The following is an 18,026-nucleotide window of genomic DNA, read 5'->3' on the forward strand; positions in this document are numbered from 1 at the left end:
ATGCTGGAACTGCTGAAAAGCTGGTACAACCGTTATTTTTCCGATCCCCAGGCGGTCCTGCTGGCGTTCATCCTGATCATCGGTTTTACCGTGGTCCTGACCCTCGGCAATATGCTGGCACCGGTTCTGGCGGCACTGGTCATCGCCTATCTGCTGGAAGGGATTGTCCACAAGCTGGAAGATCACAACACACCGCGTCTGTGGGCCGTGATTCTGGTGTTTACCGTTTTCCTGATTTTTTTGTTTTTCCTCTTCCTGGGCGTGGCGCCGGTGATTACCTCCCAGCTGCAGGAACTGTTTCAGGAGTTGCCCCGGCATTTCTATCGCCTGCAACAATCTCTGTTGGAGTTACCCGAGCACTATGCGTTTATTTCCGAAGAGCAGGTCAAGGATCTGACCCAGGTGGTCAATCGCGAGATTGCCTCGCTGGGGCAGAAGATCGTCAGTCTGTCACTCGCCTCGCTGACCAACCTGGTCGTGCTGATGGTTTATGCCGTATTGGTGCCGTTGATGGTGTTCTTCTTTCTCAAGGACAAAAAACCCATTGTGGCCTGGGCGACCAGCTTTTTGCCCAGGGAACGGGCGCTGGCCAACCAGATCTGGCAGGAAATGGATCAGCAACTGGGTAACTACGTACGCGGCAAGTTCTGGGAAATTCTGCTCGTGGGTATTACCACCTACGTGACTTTTGAATTGCTGGGACTCAAGTATTCCATCCTGCTCTCGGCGCTGGTGGGTGTCTCCGTTGTGGTCCCCTACATCGGCGCGACCGTGGTGACCATTCCGGTGGCGATCGTGGCCTATATCCAGTGGGGTATCGGCCCGGACTTCGCCTGGGTGGTTGTGGCTTACGCTATTATCCAGGCGCTGGACGGCAATGTGCTGGTGCCGCTGCTGTTCTCCGAAGTGGTCAACCTGCATCCCATTGCCATTATCGTCAGCGTACTGGTGTTCGGCGGATTGTGGGGCTTCTGGGGCGTGTTCTTCGCCATCCCGCTGGCCACCCTGGTCAAGGCCTCCCTCAGCGCCTGGCCCCGCGCCTCCGAACGCATCCATCACCAAGAAGAACAACGCGAACAACAGGCCCAGCAAACCCAGCAGTGAGAGCGTTGTGAAAGTAACGCCAAGAACGCAAAGACGCGGAGGACGCAAAGATAGGGAATATAATTTTGAATGTTGAATTTTAAATTATGAATGGTGAGCTGACATTTCATTCAAAATTCAAAATTCAACATTAAAAATTCAAAATTGCTTTGTGACCTCCGCGCCTCTGCGTTGGGTTTTGTTACCAGAATCAAAGCACTTCCGATGAGTAGTCGGCCAGGCGGGAGCGTTCGCCGCGGACCAGGGTGATGTGACCGCTGTGTTCCCAGCCCTTGAAACGATCCACCACGTAGGTCAGGCCGGAGGTGGTTTCGCTCAGATAGGGGGTGTCGATCTGGGCGATGTTGCCCAGGCAGATCACCTTGGTGCCGGGGCCGGCGCGGGTGATCAGGGTCTTGAGCTGCTTGGAGGTCAGGTTTTGCGCCTCGTCGATGATAATATAACGATTGAGGAAGGTCCGCCCGCGCATGAAGTTGACCGAGCGGATCTTGATCCGTTTGCTGAGCAGATCGTTGGTGGCCTGGCGACCCCACTCGCCACCGACTTCCGTGTTGGTCAGCACTTCGAGATTGTCCATTAAAGCCCCCATCCACGGGGTCATTTTCTCTTCCTCGGTACCGGGCAGATAGCCGATATCCTCGCCCACCGGGACGGTGACGCGGGTCATGATGATCTCGCTGTAACGTTTTTGTTCCAGGGTCTGTTCCAGGCCGGCGGCCAGGGTCAGCAGGGTCTTGCCGGTACCGGCCATGCCCAGCAGGCTGACAAAGTCGATTTCCGGATCCATTAACAGGTTGAGCGCATAATTCTGTTCGCGGTTACGGGCATTGATCCCCCACACTGCACGATTGGCGCTGCGATAGTCCTGGACCGTCTCGATAATAGCGCTGTCGTCCTCGATCTTGCGTACGCTGGCATCAAACGGGGTTGCCTCCTGATCACTGAAAATAAATTCGTTGGGCGACCAGTTTTCGATATCCGGGCCCTTGATGCGATAAAAGGTACGGCCGGCGTCGATCCAGGATTCCATCTCCCGGGCGTGCCGGTCCCAGAACGCCTGTTCCAGCTGGTAATGGCCGGTATACAGCAGATCGACATCTTCCAGCGCCCGGTCGCTGCGATAATCCTCGGCGTGGATGCCGACCACCGCCGCTTTGATGCGCAGATTGATATCCTTGGTGACCAGCGTGACCCGGGGCGTCTCTTCCTGCTGCTGCAGTGCCAGGGCGCTCCCGAGGATATTGTTGTCCGGCAGGTTGCCGGGCAGATGGCGGGGCAGGCTGTCGGGATAGGCCCGGGTCTGAAAGAACAGGCGCCCGCTCAGTTGCCCGGCCAGCTCCTTGTGGCCGTTTTGTATCTTGTGCTGGGTCAGCGCGTTAAGATGGGCGTTGAGCGGCAGGCCCTGCTCGATCTCTTCATGACTGGCGTCGGCGAGCAACTCATCCAGAAAACGGCTGGCCTGACGGGCGTTGCGTGCCACCTCGGTGCGGCCTTTTTTGTTGTTGTCCAGCTCCTCGAGCACCATCATCGGCACGAATACATCATGCTCCTGAAAGCGGAACAGCGAGGTCGGATCGTGCATCAGCACGTTGGAATCCACAACGAACAGACGTTTACTCATAAATTAATGACAACCTGGTTGTAAGAGTGAAGGGATGCCCGCTTCGGGCAATGAAGTACGCTGGTCCGAATTTGAAATATAACCACCGAAACACCGAATATACCGATGTCACCGATAGTGGAGCTTTTTGCTGGAATATTTTTCAGCGTCATCGATGGTTAAATTCCTCATACCCTGGAATACAGGCTAAGCCGCATGCAAACGAAGACCCGTTGCCGGATCCTGGTTTAAATAAGTGTTCCGAATACCAGTCCGGAGAGATTGCTTCGTCACGTTGTTCCTCGCAATGACAGCACTATTTTCGGTCATTGCGAGCGAAGCGAAGCAATCTTTTGAACAACATGTTCGGGTATTCGGAACACTTAATTTAGTTGAGTTGCTTGATAGGTTGATTCTCCCTGCTAACAAATGGCCCTGGAAATTATAGTAGCCGCAAGCCGGCGTTAAGAGCAAATCATGTTAAAGGAACCACCGAAGACACTGAATGCACCAACAGAAAAGCAATTTTTATATTCTTACCCTGCAATTTCAGTGAGCTCGGTGCCTTCGGTGTTGTCAGTGGTTCAGGGTGCCGCACGGGTCAGTCGAGTTCGACCGAGCGCAGTTGCTCGGCGGCCTCTTCCGGGCTGATAGTGTTGACGAACAGCCCGGAGCCCAGTTCAAACCCAGAAGGAATGCTGGTCCGGGGGCAGATCTCCAGGTGCCAGTGATAGCTGCTGCGGCAGTCGCCGTAATCGTCGCTGCGCGGGCGTGAGTGCAGAAAATAGTTGTATTGCGCCCCGCCGATTACGGCATCCAGCCGGGCCATGGTGCGTTTGAGCACCCGCGCCAGATCCGCCATATCGTCTGCCGAGGTCTCGAGGAAATCGCTGTTGTGTTCCAGCGGCAGGATATGGATCTCCCACTCGTAGCGGCTGGCGAAGGGTTTGATGGCGATAAACCGTTCCCCGCGTTCCACGACGTACTGGCCGACATTGATACGGCGCACGATCTTGCCCGAATCCCGGTCATAGATGGTGGTTTCGAAAGTCAGTGCCTCGTCGATCAGGGTACAGAAGATGCAGTGGTGGTGTTTTTTGTAATAGTCACGGCTGTATTCGAGTTCTTCATGCAGGTTTTGCGGGACCACGGGCAGGGCGATCAACTGGCTGTGGGTATGCGCCATGCTGGCGCCGGCGGCGGGGCCGAAGTTCTTGAAAATCAGGATATACTTGAGTCGTTCGTCCAGGGCATACAGCTCGGCGGTACGCGACTGATAGGCCTGGAACAGGGTCGTCAGGTGGTCCTCGGCCATTTCGTGAATGGCGATGCCGTGGGCATAATGATCGACGATCACCTCATGGCGGCCGTAGCCGTCGATGGCCTGTTGCAGGCCGAATACGAGCCCGGATTTGTCCCGATCGTCGCCCAGGACCGGATAGAGGTTTTCCACGATACGCACCGCCCACTCGCCGTCCACCTCGTAGCGCTTGAGTTCCGGCGGGGTCTTGTCCTCGTTGCCGCGGCAGAACGGGCAGGTTTCCACATGCTGGCGGGTGTCCCGGGGGGCCGGCGCCTCTTCCTTGCGCGGACGCATGCTGCGCGCGGTGGCGATGAGCACCGATTCACTGGGTACGATGGGATTGATGCGGATTTCCCGGATCGCCTTTTCTGTCTCGGACATGCCCGGCTCCTTTATAATATGCTGGCTGTTTGGCATGAAAATACCGGGATTTGTCCGGCTTGTTGAGCAGTTATATTTTATGGCCCTACAGGGTGGCTTAATATTCGAACTGCTGTGCGAGGTTGTGGGTCAGGTCTGTTGACCACCGAGAGTACCGAACCCACTGAAAACGCCGAAACACGGCGCTGTGGATGGTGAATTTCTGTTCGGTGATCTCGGTGTTTTCAGCGTATTCGGTGGTTCCGGCATTGCCGGGACGGGCGGCCACGGCATGGAAACAGGCAAATTTTGGGGCAAAACCCGGTTTGAGCCAGGTGGCGGGCCGCTTGTCAGGGCCGGTGGCTCCAAGTAACATGAGCGTTTTTTACGGAGAGGGGTATGTTTCAGGGGAGTATGGTGGCGCTGGCCACCCCCATGCACGAGGACGGCAGTCTCGATGAGGCCGCGCTGGCGGCGCTGGTGGCGTTTCACGTCGAGAACCAGACCGACGCCATCGTTGCCGTGGGTACCACCGGTGAATCGGCCACGCTGGACGAACAGGAGCACTGCCACGTCGTCAAACGGGTCGTGGAACTGTCGCGCGGGCGGATTCCCGTCATTGCCGGAACCGGCTCCAACTCCACGCGCGAGGCGATTACGCTGACCCGCTGCGCCAGAGAGGTCGGTGCCGACGCCTGCCTGCTGGTGACTCCCTATTACAACAAACCGACCCAGGAAGGCCTCTACCAGCATTTCAAGGCGGTCGCCGGGGCCGTTGATATCCCGCAGATTCTCTACAATGTCCCCGGGCGCACCGCCGTGGATATGCTGCCGGAGACGGTGGCCCGGCTGGCGGCCATCGAGAATATTATTGGTATCAAGGACGCCACTGCGGACGTCCAGCGCGCGCGGGATATCATCGCCCTGTGCGGCCCGCAGTTCGAGGTCTACAGTGGTGACGATGGCACGGCGATGGAGTTGATGCTGGCCGGCGCCCATGGCGATATTTCCGTCACCGCCAATGTGGCGCCGAAAATGATGCACGAGATGTGCATGGCCGCGATCGCCGGCGACCGGGAGAGTGCGACCCGCCTCAATGATCAGCTGATGGGCCTGCACAAGAACCTGTTTCTCGAAGCCAACCCGATCCCGGTCAAATGGGCCCTGTATGATATGGGATTGATTCCGGCGGGAATCCGCCTGCCGTTGACCGTGCTCTCCAGCGAATACCAGACCATTGTGCATGACGAGCTGCGCAAACTCGGTCTGGTCCAGTAATTTTTTCAGTTTTTGCAGAGGAACCGTGCATGAATCGCCGTTATGGCATTGAAGTGGTTGTATTGGCTCTGTCGGCCCTGATGCTCGGCGCCTGTTCGAGCAGCCCCGAGAAGGATTATCGGGCGCTTTATGCCGATCAGATTGAAACAAAAAGCAAACAACAACCGCTGGAGGTCCCGCCCGATCTCGATCGTCCTCCTCTGGGAGAACAGATGCAGATCCCCGGAATCGGTCGTGAACAGGCCAGTTATTCCGGTACGCAGGGGCAGGGGGGCGAGGCCGGTGAACCGGATGCCGTCGTGGCCACCGTCGAGGATGTCCGTTTCGTGCGCCAGGGCGACATGCACTGGCTGGAAGTCAATCTGTCGCCGGAACAGGTCTGGAATGCGGCACAGGAATTCGTGGCGTCCCTCGGTTTCGAGATTGCCGAACAGGACAGAAAAACCGGTATCCTGGAGACCAACTGGCAGGAACGACGCGAGCGGGTGCCGGGCAACTGGTTCGAGCGCATCGTCGATGCGATCGGTTCCAGTGGCTATCAGGATCGCTATCGGGTGCGTCTGGAGCGCACCGATAACGGGGGAACGCGGGTGTTTATTGTCCATCGCGGACTGAAAGAGATCGTCGTCAGCGGTGGCGGTACCGAGGTGGTGGAAACCGCCTGGGTACCCAACGATCGGGATCGCGATCTGGAAGTGGAGCTGTTGCAACGCTTTTTGATTGCGCTCGGCGGTGACGAGGAGGAGGCCGCCCGGGAGGTAGAGACAGCCGAACCGGCCAAACGTACCGAATTCAAACAGGCACAGGATGAATTGCTGCTGCGGGTCAACGAAACCTTTCCGCGTACCTGGCGGCGAGTCGGACTGGCGCTGGATCGCGTGGGGCTGCTGGTGGAAGACCGCGACCGTTCTGAAGGTCTCTATTACATCAAGCTGACTGAAGAGTTCAAGGCAAAAGAGAAAAAAGGTTTCTGGGCCGGTTTGTTGGAGGATGATGGCCGGGATGACACGGTCGATGCGCTGTTACTTCGAGTCAGTCAACAGGGTGGTTATACAGACATCCGCTTGCGCGATCGAAATAACGACAAAACCGGTTCGGCGTTGACCAAACGTATCCTCGAGGAAATCGAAGTCCACTTGCGCTAATCTGGCACCATGAACATACTGGTCAGGGAGAACACGTGCGATTTGCACTGATCGGCAGTGGCAGTAAGGGTAACGGTACTTTGATCGAACATGGCCGTACCCGGATCCTGATCGATTGCGGGTTTTCCCTGCGTGATACCGAAGCCCGGCTGCAGCGTCTCAATTGCGATCCACAAAGTCTGGATGCCGTGCTGGTGACCCATGAACACGGGGACCATATTCGCGGCGTGGGACTGTTGGCGCGGCGTTACGGGGTGCCGGTGTGGGCAACACGGGGCACCATCAACGGTTCCCAACCCGGCAAGGTGCCGACACTGAATCTGTTTGACGTCCACCAGACGCTGGCGATCGGCGAGATCGAAATCCAGCCGTTTCCTGTGCCGCATGATGCCCGCGAGCCCTGTCAGTTTGTATTCAGTAACGGCGATCGGCGCCTGGGCCTGTTAACGGATACCGGGAGCAGTACGCCGCATATTCATGCCAGCCTGTCCGGTTGTGATGCCCTGATCCTGGAATGCAATCACGATCCGCAGATGCTGGAAGAAGGCCCCTATCCCGTCAGCCTCAAGCAGCGGGTCGGCGGCGGTTACGGCCACCTGAGCAATGCACAGGCCGCGCAAATACTGGCCAGTCTCGACACCGATGATTTGCAGTATCTGGTCGCGGCGCACTTGAGCGACAAGAACAATACACCTGCACTGGCCTCTCAGGCCCTGGCTGATATTCTGGGATGTCCGCCACGGGAGATCGAGGTGGCCTGTCAGGAACAGGGCACTGACTGGCGTCAGGTTTAACAGCGATAAAAGCATAACCCCTTGCGAGGATAAGCATCATGCAAAAACAACAGGAGCTGTATTCGGGAAAGGCGAAAACAGTCTATACCACCGATGATCCCGATAAGCTGATTCTGCAGTTTCGCAACGACACTTCCGCCTTTGACGGCGAAAAGCTGGCGCAACTGGATCGCAAGGGTATGGTAAACAACAAGTTTAACGCCTTTATTATGCAAAAGCTGCAACAGGGTGGTGTGGAGACACATTTTGAAAGTCTGCTGTCCGACGAGGAGTCGGTGGTCAGGAAGCTGGAAATGCTGCCGATCGAATGTGTGGTGCGTAATCTCAGCGCCGGCAGCCTGTGCCGGCGCCTTGGTGTCGAAGAAGGCCAGCAACTCAATCCGCCGGTATTCGAGTTTTTCCTTAAAAATGATGCCCTGCATGATCCGATGATCAACGATTATCATATCCTGTCATTTAACTGGGCAACGGCGGACGAAATCGACACCATGAAGCGACTGACTTTTCAGGTGAACGATATTCTCAAACAACTTTTTCTGGATGCCGGTTTGCTGCTGGTTGATTACAAGCTGGAGTTCGGGCGCTTTGACGGTGAGCTGTTACTGGGCGATGAGTTCACCCCCGACGGCTGTCGCCTGTGGGATGCGACCACCCGTGACAAGCTGGACAAGGACCGTTTTCGCCAGGGGCTGGGCGGCGTTGTGGAAGCTTACGAGGCAGTGGCGCAGCGCCTGGGTATTGAACTGGGCTGAGTGTGCCTGTTTTGACCGGTGTCAGCGCAGTGCAAAATCGCGCACATATCCGGCACGATTCATTTTGCCCAATGCCGTATTCATCCGTAGAATCGACTCGTAACAAATCGGCCGGGGATGACGCCGGCGAGTACCATCGCGATATAACGGTAACCTATGAATAAGAAATATACTTCTGAGTCCATTGAGGTTCTGACCGGACTGGAACCGGTGCGCAAACGTCCCGGAATGTATACCCAGATCGAACGTCCCAACCATCTTGCCCAGGAAGTGATCGATAACAGTGTCGACGAGGCGATAGGCGGGTATGCCAAACGCATTGATGTGGTGCTGTTCAAGGACGGTTCCCTGCAGGTAAGCGATGATGGCCGTGGCATGCCGGTGGATATGCATCCGGAAGAAAAGGTGCCGGGCGTGGAAGTTATCCTGACTCGCCTGCATGCCGGTGGCAAGTTTTCCAACAAGGATTACCAGTTCTCCGGGGGGCTGCACGGTGTTGGTGTCTCCGTGGTCAATGCCCTGTCCAAACATCTGGAAGTCTGGATCAAACGTGACGGCAAGGAGTACAACATCGCCTTTGCCAACGGCGACAAGAAATCCAATCTTGAAGAGATCGGTTCGGTGGGCAAGCGTAATTCCGGCACCACCCTGCGCTTCTGGCCTGATCCCAAATTTTTCGATTCACCCAGGTTTTTTGTGCCGCGACTCAAACACGTTTTGCGCGCCAAGGCGGTCCTGTGCCCGGGCTTGCTGGTGACCTTCAAGGATGAAGCCAGCAAGGAAGAAGAGGAGTGGTATTACGAGGATGGGCTACGCGATTATCTCAAGGGCGAACTGGGCGGCGTGGAGCTACTGCCACCGGATATTTTTATCGGCAGCTTCAGCGGTAATCTGGAAGCCGTCGACTGGGCCCTGGCCTGGGTCCCCGATGGTTCAATCAATGTCAGCGAAAGTTACGTCAACCTGATCCCGACGGCCCAGGGTGGCACGCATGTCAACGGCATGCGCACCGGCCTGACCGAGGCAGTTCGCGAGTTTTGCGAATTTCGCAACCTGATCCCGCGGGGTGTCAAGCTGGCGCCGGAGGATGTCTGGGAGAAACTCAGTTATATCCTTTCAGTGAAGCTCGAGGATCCCCAGTTTTCCGGCCAGACCAAGGAGCGGCTCTCCTCGCGGGAGTCGGCGCCGTTTGTTTCCGGGGTGGTCAAGGATGCCTTCGGTTTATGGCTTAACCAGCACAGCGACCTGGGCGAGCAGATCGCCGAACTGGCTATTAACAATGCCCAGAGCCGGTTGCGCGCCGGACGCAAGGTGGTGCGCAAAAAGGTGACCCAGGGACCGGCGTTGCCGGGCAAACTCGCCGATTGCTCGGCCCAGGATTTGAGCCGCACCGAGTTGTTTCTGGTCGAGGGGGATTCGGCCGGGGGCTCCGCCAAGCAGGGGCGGGATCGCGAGTTCCAGGCGATCATGCCGCTGCGGGGCAAGATTCTCAATACCTGGGAAGTGGAGCCGGCCGAGGTACTCGGTTCCCAGGAAGTGCACGATATCTCTGTCGCCCTGGGGGTCGATCCCGGTTCCGACGATCTTTCCAGCCTGCGTTATGGCAAGGTGATCGTGCTGGCCGATGCCGATTCGGACGGCGCGCATATCGCCACACTGCTGACCGCGCTGTTCCTGCGCCACTTCAAGCCACTGGTGGACGCGGGGCATGTCTATATCGCCATGCCGCCGCTGTACCGGATTGATGTCGGCAAGGAAACCTACTATGCACTGGACGACGCCGAGCGCCAGGGTACCCTGGACCGCATCGAGGCGGAAAAAATCAAAGGCAAAGTGCAGGTCACCCGCTTCAAGGGCCTGGGCGAGATGAATCCCCTGCAGTTACGCGAGACGACCATGGACCCCGATACCCGGCGCCTGGCACGGCTGGTGATTAAAAGCGGTGACGGTACCCAACAGATGATGGATATGTTGCTGGCCAAAAAACGGGCGGGCGATCGCCGGGCCTGGTTGGAGAAAAAAGGCGACCTGGCGGATATCGAGGTCTAGTAGGTATATCACTGGAAAAGAACGCAGAGGACGCGGAGGCGCAGAGGCGCGGAGTGAAGAATATAGTGTTGAATTTTAAATTATGAATTGTGAACCGGCCATTCATTCAAAACTCAACATTGCTTTATAAACTCTGCGGCTCTGCGCCTCCGCGTGCTCCGCGTTTATTAAACCGCTTTAACAAGTGACAATAATCTATGAGTGTGGAATTCGAAGAAAATATTGAACTGTTGCCGCTGAAGGAGTTTACCGAGCGGGCGTATCTCGATTACTCGATGTACGTCATCATGGATCGGGCGTTGCCGCATATCGGTGATGGTCTCAAACCGGTGCAGCGGCGCATCGTGTATGCCATGTCCGATCTCGGACTGAAGGCCGGCTCCAAGTTCAAAAAATCGGCGCGCACGGTGGGTGACGTGCTGGGTAAGTTCCACCCCCATGGCGATAGCGCCTGTTATGAAGCGATGGTGCTCATGGCGCAGCCGTTCTCCTATCGTTATCCGCTGCTGGAAGGCCAGGGCAACTGGGGCTCGCCGGATGATCCCAAGTCCTTTGCCGCCATGCGTTATACCGAGGCCCGTCTGTCCCGCTACGCGGATCTGCTGTTGTCCGAGCTGGGACAGGGGACGGCTGACTGGGTGCCCAATTTCGATGGTACGATGAATGAGCCGGAGGTCTTGCCCTCCAGAGTTCCGCATGTATTGATGAACGGGACGACCGGCATTGCCGTTGGAATGAGTACCGATATTCCGCCGCACAATCTGACCGAGTTGCTTAACGCCTCGGTCGACCTGCTGGAAAACCCTAAAACCACCATCAAGGAGCTTTGCAAGCACCTGCCGGGGCCGGACTATCCCACCGATGCGGAGATTATTACCCCGAAAGCCGATCTGGTGAAAATGTATGAAACCGGCCACGGTTCGATCCGCATGCGGGCCCGTTACGAGCGGGAAAAAGATGACATCATCATTACCGCCTTGCCTCACCAGACTTCGCCGGCCAAGATCCTGGAACAGATTGCCGCCCAGATGCAGGCCAAAAAATTACCCATGGTAGTGGACCTGCGTGATGAATCGGATCACGAGCACCCGACCCGTCTGGTCATCGTGCCGCGCTCTAACCGGGTCGATGCCGACGAGCTGATGACCCATCTGTTTGCGACCACGGATCTGGAACGGACCTACCGGGTCAATATGAATGTCATCGGTCTCAATGGCCGCCCCGGGGTTCGTCACCTGAAGGATCTGCTTAACGACTGGTTGACTTTCCGCACCGCCACCGTGCGCCGACGCCTGGAACATCGCCTGGACAAGGTCAGCAAGCGGCTGCACATCCTCGACGGCCTGATGATCGCCTATCTCAATATTGATGAGGTGATCAAGATCATTCGCGAGAATGACAAGCCCAAGCCGGTGTTGATGAAACGCTTCAAACTGTCGGATGAACAGGCCGAGGCGATCCTCGAGCTCAAATTGCGACATCTTGCCAAGCTCGAAGAGATGAGCATTCGCACCGAACAAAAAGAACTGAAAGAGGAACAGGCCGAGCTGCAGAAGATACTGGGTTCCAAACAACGCCTCAAGACGCTGGTCAAAAAAGAGCTCAAGGAAGTGGCCAAAGAGTATGGGGACGAGCGCCGCTCGCCAATCGTCTCCCGTGAGGCCGCCCAGGCACTGGATGCCACCGAACTGCTCAGCGCCGATCCGGTGACGATTGTCTTGTCGGAAAAAGGCTGGATCCGTACCGCCAAGGGTCACGAAATGGACCCCACCGAACTGAATTACAAATCGGGTGACGCTTATCTCAACAGCGCCCGGGGCAAGTCCAACCAGCTGGCCGTGGTGATCGACTCCACCGGGCGCACCTATGCCCTGCCCGCACACACTCTGCCGTCGGCACGAGGCCAGGGCGAGCCGCTGACCGGTCGTCTGAGCCCGCCGCCCGGAGCCACCTTCTGTGGTGTGGTGACCGGGAGCGCCGACCAACTGGTGCTGCTGGCGACCAGCCATGGTTACGGGCTGGTTACGAAGCTGGAGGACATGATTACCCGTAACAAGAAGGGCAAGGCCATGCTCAAAGTCCCCGAGGGGGCAAAGGTTCTGCCGCCGGTACCGGTAACTGACATGGAGACCTACTGGGTCGCGATGGTCTCCAACGAAGGCAAGCTGTTAATTCACCATGTTGCCGAGCTCCCGGTATTGCCCAGGGGCAAGGGTGTCAAAATCATGAATGTTCCCTCCGCCAGGGCGAAAAGCGGCCAGGAATATGCCACGGCAGTGACAGTACTCGAGGAACAGGACAGCCTCAAGATTTACTCGGGCAAAAGACACAAGGTGCTCAAGCCCGAGGAGATGGAGCCTTACGAGGGTGAGCGCGCGCAACGTGGGATAAAACTGCCTCAGGGTTTTCGTAGCGTGACCCGCATGGAACCGGTGGGTGAGTAGCGGCGAAACCTGAAGATCAGGGAATCAGTTTTGCTGCTGCGGATAGGGAATGACCGAGCCTTTTTCCTGCAGTTGCCGGAGTTTTTTCAAAACCCGGTGTGCCCGTTCGATATACGCCTCGAGTTTCTGGTTGTCAGGCGCGATGGTTTGCAGTGACTCCCAGATTTTCAAGGCATGCTCAATCTTGCCGGCACTATAAAGCCGCCTTGCGGATTCCATGCGCTGTTCTATACCGGTTTTTAAATGTTTGTCCAGATCATCCAGAAGATCCAGCGCCTCCGAATCCAGGGTCGAAAAGTCATTCGAGTTCTTCAGATGATCGTGAGAACGTTGCAGATTATCAAGACTGTAGCCCTTTCTGAGGTTGGCAAGTAAGTCCGTTGTCTGCTGTTTGTATTGTCTCAGGCTGGCCTCTTTTGCCCGGCTGATTTTTTTGCGTGCCGAGGCCAGACGCGGGTCATCCTGAACACGGCTGTCAATACGCTGCGCCAGTGTCAGGCATGTGCGCGTCAAATCAAGTTTGTCGGCCGCGCTTGCGGTCTGTGCACATTCGATCAGTGCCTGTAATGCTTGTTGCCGATCACGCTCATAGTCGCGAATGCCGGAAACAGTCTGGTAGTTTCCGGGGACGGTGTTTTTTATCTGCCTGTACAGATCGGAACTGTTACCCAGCCAGGCGCCTTTTTTTATCAACAGTCGTAACTCAAGGTCTTCAAGATAGGCCTGTCTTTTATCAAGGAACCCGGCATGTGATTGGCGCAGTTTTTCGTGCTCGGGGATTTTCTTCAGGGTTTCTTCATAGAGCTGCGATGCTTTGTGCCATTCGTTTCGGGCAACAAGCCGGTTTGCGCTGGCAATGGTTTCCTGCTCCAGCTTGTCAGCCAGATGCAGAATCTGCTCTTTTTTCCGCATTAGCAGCGCATAGTTGTCATTATCGGGTTTGACATGTTCAAGCGTGTTGAGTGCTTTTTGATATTTCTCTTCCTCGACCCACTGGTCGATTTTCTCCGGCAGATTGGCATCAAAGGAATGCAGGTAGGCGCAGTTACTCAGCAACAGGGATAGCGCGATGACAGAAACGACACGTAAAAAAGTCATGCCACAAATTTTCCTGCCAGTATTTCATCGAGCTGGTAATCCATGGTGCTGCGGTAGGTGCTTGCTACGTCATTGACTATATAGGTCGAAACGGGCTCGGCGATGCCGCGCAACTGAATCGACTTGTGTTTTTTTGCAATAACTCGCCAGTTTATATCCTTGTCTTTGTAGAACAGTTCGGTAATGGCGACCTGGCCTTTGTCAGCGACAGAATGAAGCCGGGAAGCAAGGTTGACGGCTTCCCCGACGACAGTATATTGCATGCGTTCCGGTGATCCCATGTTTCCGGCAAGCATGACGCCGGTGTTGACGCCGATCCGAAAATAGACCGGCTGTTTCTCCTCTCTGATTCGGCGGGCGTTCAGCCGATCAACCAGGCGCTGAATCATCACGGCACAGGCGATCGCATTGAATTTGTGTTCCTCATCATAATCCGGTATGCCAAAAACTATCATCGCACAATCACCCATATATTTATCGATTGTGCCGTGATAAAGCTCGCTGACCATGGCGATGTAAGAGAAGTATTCGTTGAGAAAATTGGCAACTTCATCAGGCGGAAGTTTCTCCGACATGCTGGTAAAACCGACAATATCGGCAAACAGCACCGAGCCTTCAATATGTTTACCGCCCAGGTGAACTTCATCGAGATTGGACAGTATCTGCCTGGCTACATTGGGGGAGACATAGCGTGAGAATGCGTTTTCAACCTGGGATTTCTCCAGCAGTCCCTTTGCCATATCGTTAAACGAGGAAGTCAGATAGCCGATTTCATCGTTGCGGCGTTCATTGATCCGGTAACCGTAATTGCCGCTACCGATAGCCCTGCTGGCGTCCATCAGCCTGTGTATGGGGCGAGACAGACGATCGCCCATGATGAAGGCAATAATGATCCCCAGAATGATCATCAGAATCGTGGCGGCCGCGATGGCGCTGATGGTGTGCTGTATTGACTGATTCAGCGTCTCCTCGCTGAAACTGACCATCGCGTGACCGGCGATAACGCCCTGGAAGCGAATGGGTGTAATAAACGAGACGGCATCAATCTTTTCCCCCGCTTCATTGGAGGACTGCCAGGAGATGCTGTAACTGTTATTGCCAATCTCATTGGATTGGCCATACAGATTGATAATGTCCCTGACCGGGCCGGCGCCGGAAGAGGCCAGGGTCTCGCCGTTATCGGAATAAATCGCGGCACCGAGAATGCTTTCGTTGCTGCCGAGATTGCTGATCACGACCATCAGGCTCAGGGTATCATCGGATAGAACGAGTTCCTTGGAGGACTCGGCCAGCTGGTTGACCATCGCCTGGCCAAATTCATCCATCTGACTGCGTAGCAGCTCGGTCTGATTGGTGACGATCACCAGTCCCAGAAGAATCATCCCGCCGCTGATCAAAAAGGTAATGGTCAGCGACAATTTATAGGCGATGGGAAAATATTCCGGGATATGGTTTTTGACAAATCGCCGCAGTCGGGATTGGAGGCGCGTTCGCCAATGTTTCAATTGACGTATCACCGATCGCTGTCCTGACAGTATTCCCATATTTTTTATATTACCAGGCAATGAGTCCGGGATGGAGGATCGGGGCGGGCATTATATCGTTGCCGGAAATTGCCGTTTTGAGAATTCACCCTCCCCAATGCCTGTAATTATCGGTATATTTAAGCAAAATGTCACGGTTTGTGCCCGTGGATGAGATGGCGAATCCGGGACCGCTATTTTGTGAACCATGTCATATAACAAGCCGGCGGAGGAGACGCATTTGAGGACTACACTGAGCCGCAGCAGGCGCAGATGTGGAAAAATGGCGCTTGTCAAATCGCCGATCTTGCTGCTGTTGACCCCCGTAGGGCTGTTTCTGGGTTGTCTGCCCTGGCTGGGACTGCTGGTTGCACACGATTCTGCCCGGGAGTATCTGCTGTTATTGCTGATACTTGCCGGGCTGGTCCTGTTCGCCGGGCTGTCGTCTCTGCTCGGGATGCAGATTTATTGCCGACGAATTCTGAAGGCCCGCCTGTTACAGCAACCGTTAAGCGGCCTGGAACAGTGGTTGCATATCACGACGTTCCGCCTGGCCCTGCGGCGACAAATCAACCCGCCGCGGGTGGCGATCTATCCTTCACGTGAACTCAATGCTTTTGCTCTGGGCCTGCATCGACAGCATGCCACGATCGTGCTGAGCGAGGGACTGGTACACAGTCTGAAGCCCGGGGAGCTGGAATCCGTTCTGGCGCATGAGATCAGTCATATCGCCAACGGGGACGTGCAGATCCTGGCCTTCCTGCAGGGCGTGCTGACGATTTTTATTCATGCACCTGCCCGCTTGCTGGATGACATTGTAGCGCGCTGCTGGCGGGGCTATTCCTCCGGCGGGCTGATCTATGTCTGGACGATGGTGCTGCTGCAACTGGCCGGTGGCTGGCTGGCCAGTTTGTTGATTATGCATGTTAGCCGGGACTGTGAATACCGGGCGGATAAGGGGGCGGCACAGCTCGTGGGTATAAAACAGATGCGTGGCGCACTGCGTTGTCTGGATGTTATGACAGCCGCTACGCAGCGCCGGCAACTTGCCGCCTTTGGCTTATCCGACCGGCTTAAATTCCGCTTCACCCAATTGTTTAACAGTCATCCCGCCCTGCACGAAAGGCTGCAGGCCTTGCATACGGGTATTTGAAGCAGGCATGATCAAACCCGTATCCGGCTGAACGTGCCATTAAAGAATAAATACAATACCTACAATAGCCAAGGAGCCACCATGTCCCTGATTCGTCCTTTTGCCGGTTTGCGGCCAGTACCTGAACATGCCGGTGATGTAATCGCGCCACCCTATGATGTGCTTAACAGCGAGGAAGCGCGAGACAAGGCACAGGGCCGGCCCTACAGTTTTTTGCATATTTCCAAGCCGGAGATCGACCTGCCCGGGGATACCGACCCCTATGCGGACAGCGTTTATGCCAGGGGTGCGGAAAATTTGCAGAACCTGAGCGATAATAAAGTCCTGATGCGCGAAGCGCAGCCCTGTTATTACTTTTATCAGTTGCAAATGGACGAGCATGTCCAGATGGGCCTGGTGGCGGTCGCTTCGGTCGCCGAATACGATCGCAATCGTATTCGAAAACACGAATATACCCGTCCTGACAAGGAGAACGACCGGGTCAGACAGATCGATGCTCTCAATGCCCAGACCGGTCCGGTCTTTTTGACCTATCGACATAACACAACGATCGATGATCTGGCCGAGGCTGTTGGTCAAACCCCGCCATTATATGATCTCACCGCCGATGACGGCGTTCGTCATGTGCTCTGGCGGGTGGATGATCCGACGGATATCGAGACGATTACCTCGACGTTTGAAGCGATGGACTGTTTGTATATCGCCGACGGTCATCATCGTTCCGCCGCCGCTTCGCGGGTCGCCGAAATGCGTGCCGGTACGGGAAAACCCGCCGGCGAGGCAAATCACGATTATTTTTTGTCGGTGATCTTTCCGGATAACCAGATGATGATACTCGATTACAACCGGGTTATTCGGGACCTGAACGGACTGGATCAGGCGACGTTTCTGGGTAAGCTGGAGGAGACCTTCCGCGTCGAGACCAGCCCGGGGATAGTAAAGCCGGGCCGATCCGGCGAGTTCGGCATGTATCTGGGCGGGCAATGGTACCGGCTGACGATCGATCCGGACCGCATCCCCGAGGCGGATCCGGTAGGGCGGCTCGATGTCAGTCTGTTGCAGAACAATCTCATCGATCCGGTACTGGGGATCGATGATCCCCGCCGCGACAAGCGCATCGACTTCGTCGGCGGGATACGCGGCCTGGCGGAACTGGAAAGGCGGGTCGACAGCGGCGAGATGCAGGTGGCGTTTGCCCTGTATCCGACCAGCCTGTCGGATCTGATGGCGGTTGCCGACGCCAACGAAGTCATGCCGCCCAAATCCACCTGGTTTGAGCCCAAACTGGCCGACGGGCTGGTTTCGCACGTGCTGGATTGATAACCCGAACCGGCGAAGATATTCTGCGTACCAGCAGAGGTGTTACGCAGGCTGACGCCAGCGTGACTTACAGGATCAGGCTCAGGTGGAACCGCTTCACCTG

14 protein-coding genes are annotated in these 18,026 nt (G+C 56.0%); 9 read left to right on the plus strand and 5 right to left on the minus strand.

The window, feature by feature from the left end:
• Positions 1 to 1,104, plus strand: a complete 1,104-nt coding sequence (locus tag U5J94_RS08265; protein WP_322565169.1) for an AI-2E family transporter — start codon at positions 1 to 3, stop codon at positions 1,102 to 1,104.
• Positions 1,105 to 1,294: 190 nt separating this feature from the next.
• Here the strand turns inward: U5J94_RS08265 and U5J94_RS08270 are convergent, their stop codons facing one another.
• The 3 genes from U5J94_RS08270 to U5J94_RS08280 all read right to left on the minus strand — a co-directional run bounded on the left by U5J94_RS08270 (position 1,295) and on the right by U5J94_RS08280 (position 4,743).
• The gene (locus U5J94_RS08270; RefSeq protein WP_322565170.1) at positions 1,295 to 2,725 is read right to left on the minus strand and encodes a PhoH family protein; all 1,431 of its coding nucleotides are present in this window, start codon (positions 2,723 to 2,725) and stop codon (positions 1,295 to 1,297) included.
• A 580-nt stretch (positions 2,726 to 3,305) separates the two neighbouring features.
• On the minus strand, positions 3,306 to 4,388 hold the full coding sequence (locus U5J94_RS08275) for a DUF4931 domain-containing protein (RefSeq protein ID WP_322565171.1): 1,083 nt from the start codon (positions 4,386 to 4,388) through the stop codon (positions 3,306 to 3,308).
• Between the two features lie 97 nt (positions 4,389 to 4,485).
• Positions 4,486 to 4,743, minus strand: a complete 258-nt coding sequence (locus U5J94_RS08280) for a hypothetical protein (protein WP_322565172.1) — start codon at positions 4,741 to 4,743, stop codon at positions 4,486 to 4,488.
• Positions 4,744 to 4,766: 23 nt separating this feature from the next.
• Here U5J94_RS08280 and dapA point away from each other — a divergent pair, with 23 nt between their 5' ends.
• From dapA to parC, 6 genes are all read left to right on the plus strand, one after another.
• Complete coding sequence (gene dapA, locus U5J94_RS08285; protein WP_322565173.1) at positions 4,767 to 5,645, plus strand: 4-hydroxy-tetrahydrodipicolinate synthase; 879 nt, start codon at positions 4,767 to 4,769, stop codon at positions 5,643 to 5,645.
• Between the two features lie 29 nt (positions 5,646 to 5,674).
• Positions 5,675 to 6,790, plus strand: a complete 1,116-nt coding sequence (gene bamC / locus U5J94_RS08290; protein WP_322565174.1) for an outer membrane protein assembly factor BamC — start codon at positions 5,675 to 5,677, stop codon at positions 6,788 to 6,790.
• A 35-nt stretch (positions 6,791 to 6,825) separates the two neighbouring features.
• A complete protein-coding gene (locus U5J94_RS08295; protein WP_322565175.1) occupies positions 6,826 to 7,584 on the plus strand; it encodes an MBL fold metallo-hydrolase in 759 nt (252 codons plus the stop codon).
• Positions 7,585 to 7,622: 38 nt separating this feature from the next.
• Entirely contained in the window at positions 7,623 to 8,336 is a 714-nt protein-coding gene (gene purC, locus U5J94_RS08300) for a phosphoribosylaminoimidazolesuccinocarboxamide synthase (protein WP_322565176.1), read from the plus strand.
• A gap of 156 nt (positions 8,337 to 8,492) precedes the next feature.
• Positions 8,493 to 10,385, plus strand: coding sequence for a DNA topoisomerase IV subunit B (parE, locus tag U5J94_RS08305; protein ID WP_322565177.1), 1,893 nt, complete (start codon positions 8,493 to 8,495; stop codon positions 10,383 to 10,385).
• Between the two features lie 197 nt (positions 10,386 to 10,582).
• Positions 10,583 to 12,829 (plus strand): DNA topoisomerase IV subunit A, encoded by a 2,247-nt coding sequence (gene parC / locus U5J94_RS08310; RefSeq protein ID WP_322565178.1) that lies wholly within the window; start codon positions 10,583 to 10,585, stop codon positions 12,827 to 12,829.
• 24 nt (positions 12,830 to 12,853) lie between these two features.
• Here the strand turns inward: parC and U5J94_RS08315 are convergent, their stop codons facing one another.
• Together U5J94_RS08315 and U5J94_RS08320 are read right to left on the minus strand one after the other, a co-directional pair.
• Complete coding sequence (locus U5J94_RS08315; RefSeq protein ID WP_322565179.1) at positions 12,854 to 13,927, minus strand: hypothetical protein; 1,074 nt, start codon at positions 13,925 to 13,927, stop codon at positions 12,854 to 12,856.
• The gene (locus U5J94_RS08320; RefSeq protein WP_322565180.1) at positions 13,924 to 15,432 is read right to left on the minus strand and encodes an adenylate/guanylate cyclase domain-containing protein; all 1,509 of its coding nucleotides are present in this window, start codon (positions 15,430 to 15,432) and stop codon (positions 13,924 to 13,926) included. Before U5J94_RS08320 ends, U5J94_RS08315 begins: the two co-directional genes overlap by 4 nt.
• 301 nt (positions 15,433 to 15,733) lie before the next feature.
• Here U5J94_RS08320 and U5J94_RS08325 point away from each other — a divergent pair, with 301 nt between their 5' ends.
• A complete protein-coding gene (locus U5J94_RS08325; RefSeq protein ID WP_322565181.1) occupies positions 15,734 to 16,603 on the plus strand; it encodes a M48 family metalloprotease in 870 nt (289 codons plus the stop codon).
• Positions 16,604 to 16,684: 81 nt separating this feature from the next.
• Positions 16,685 to 17,923 (plus strand): DUF1015 domain-containing protein, encoded by a 1,239-nt coding sequence (locus U5J94_RS08330; RefSeq protein ID WP_322565182.1) that lies wholly within the window; start codon positions 16,685 to 16,687, stop codon positions 17,921 to 17,923.
• Positions 17,924 to 18,026: the final 103 nt, after the last annotated feature.

The organism is Thiohalophilus sp. (assembly GCF_034522235.1).
GTDB lineage: Bacteria > Pseudomonadota > Gammaproteobacteria > UBA6429 > Thiohalophilaceae > Thiohalophilus.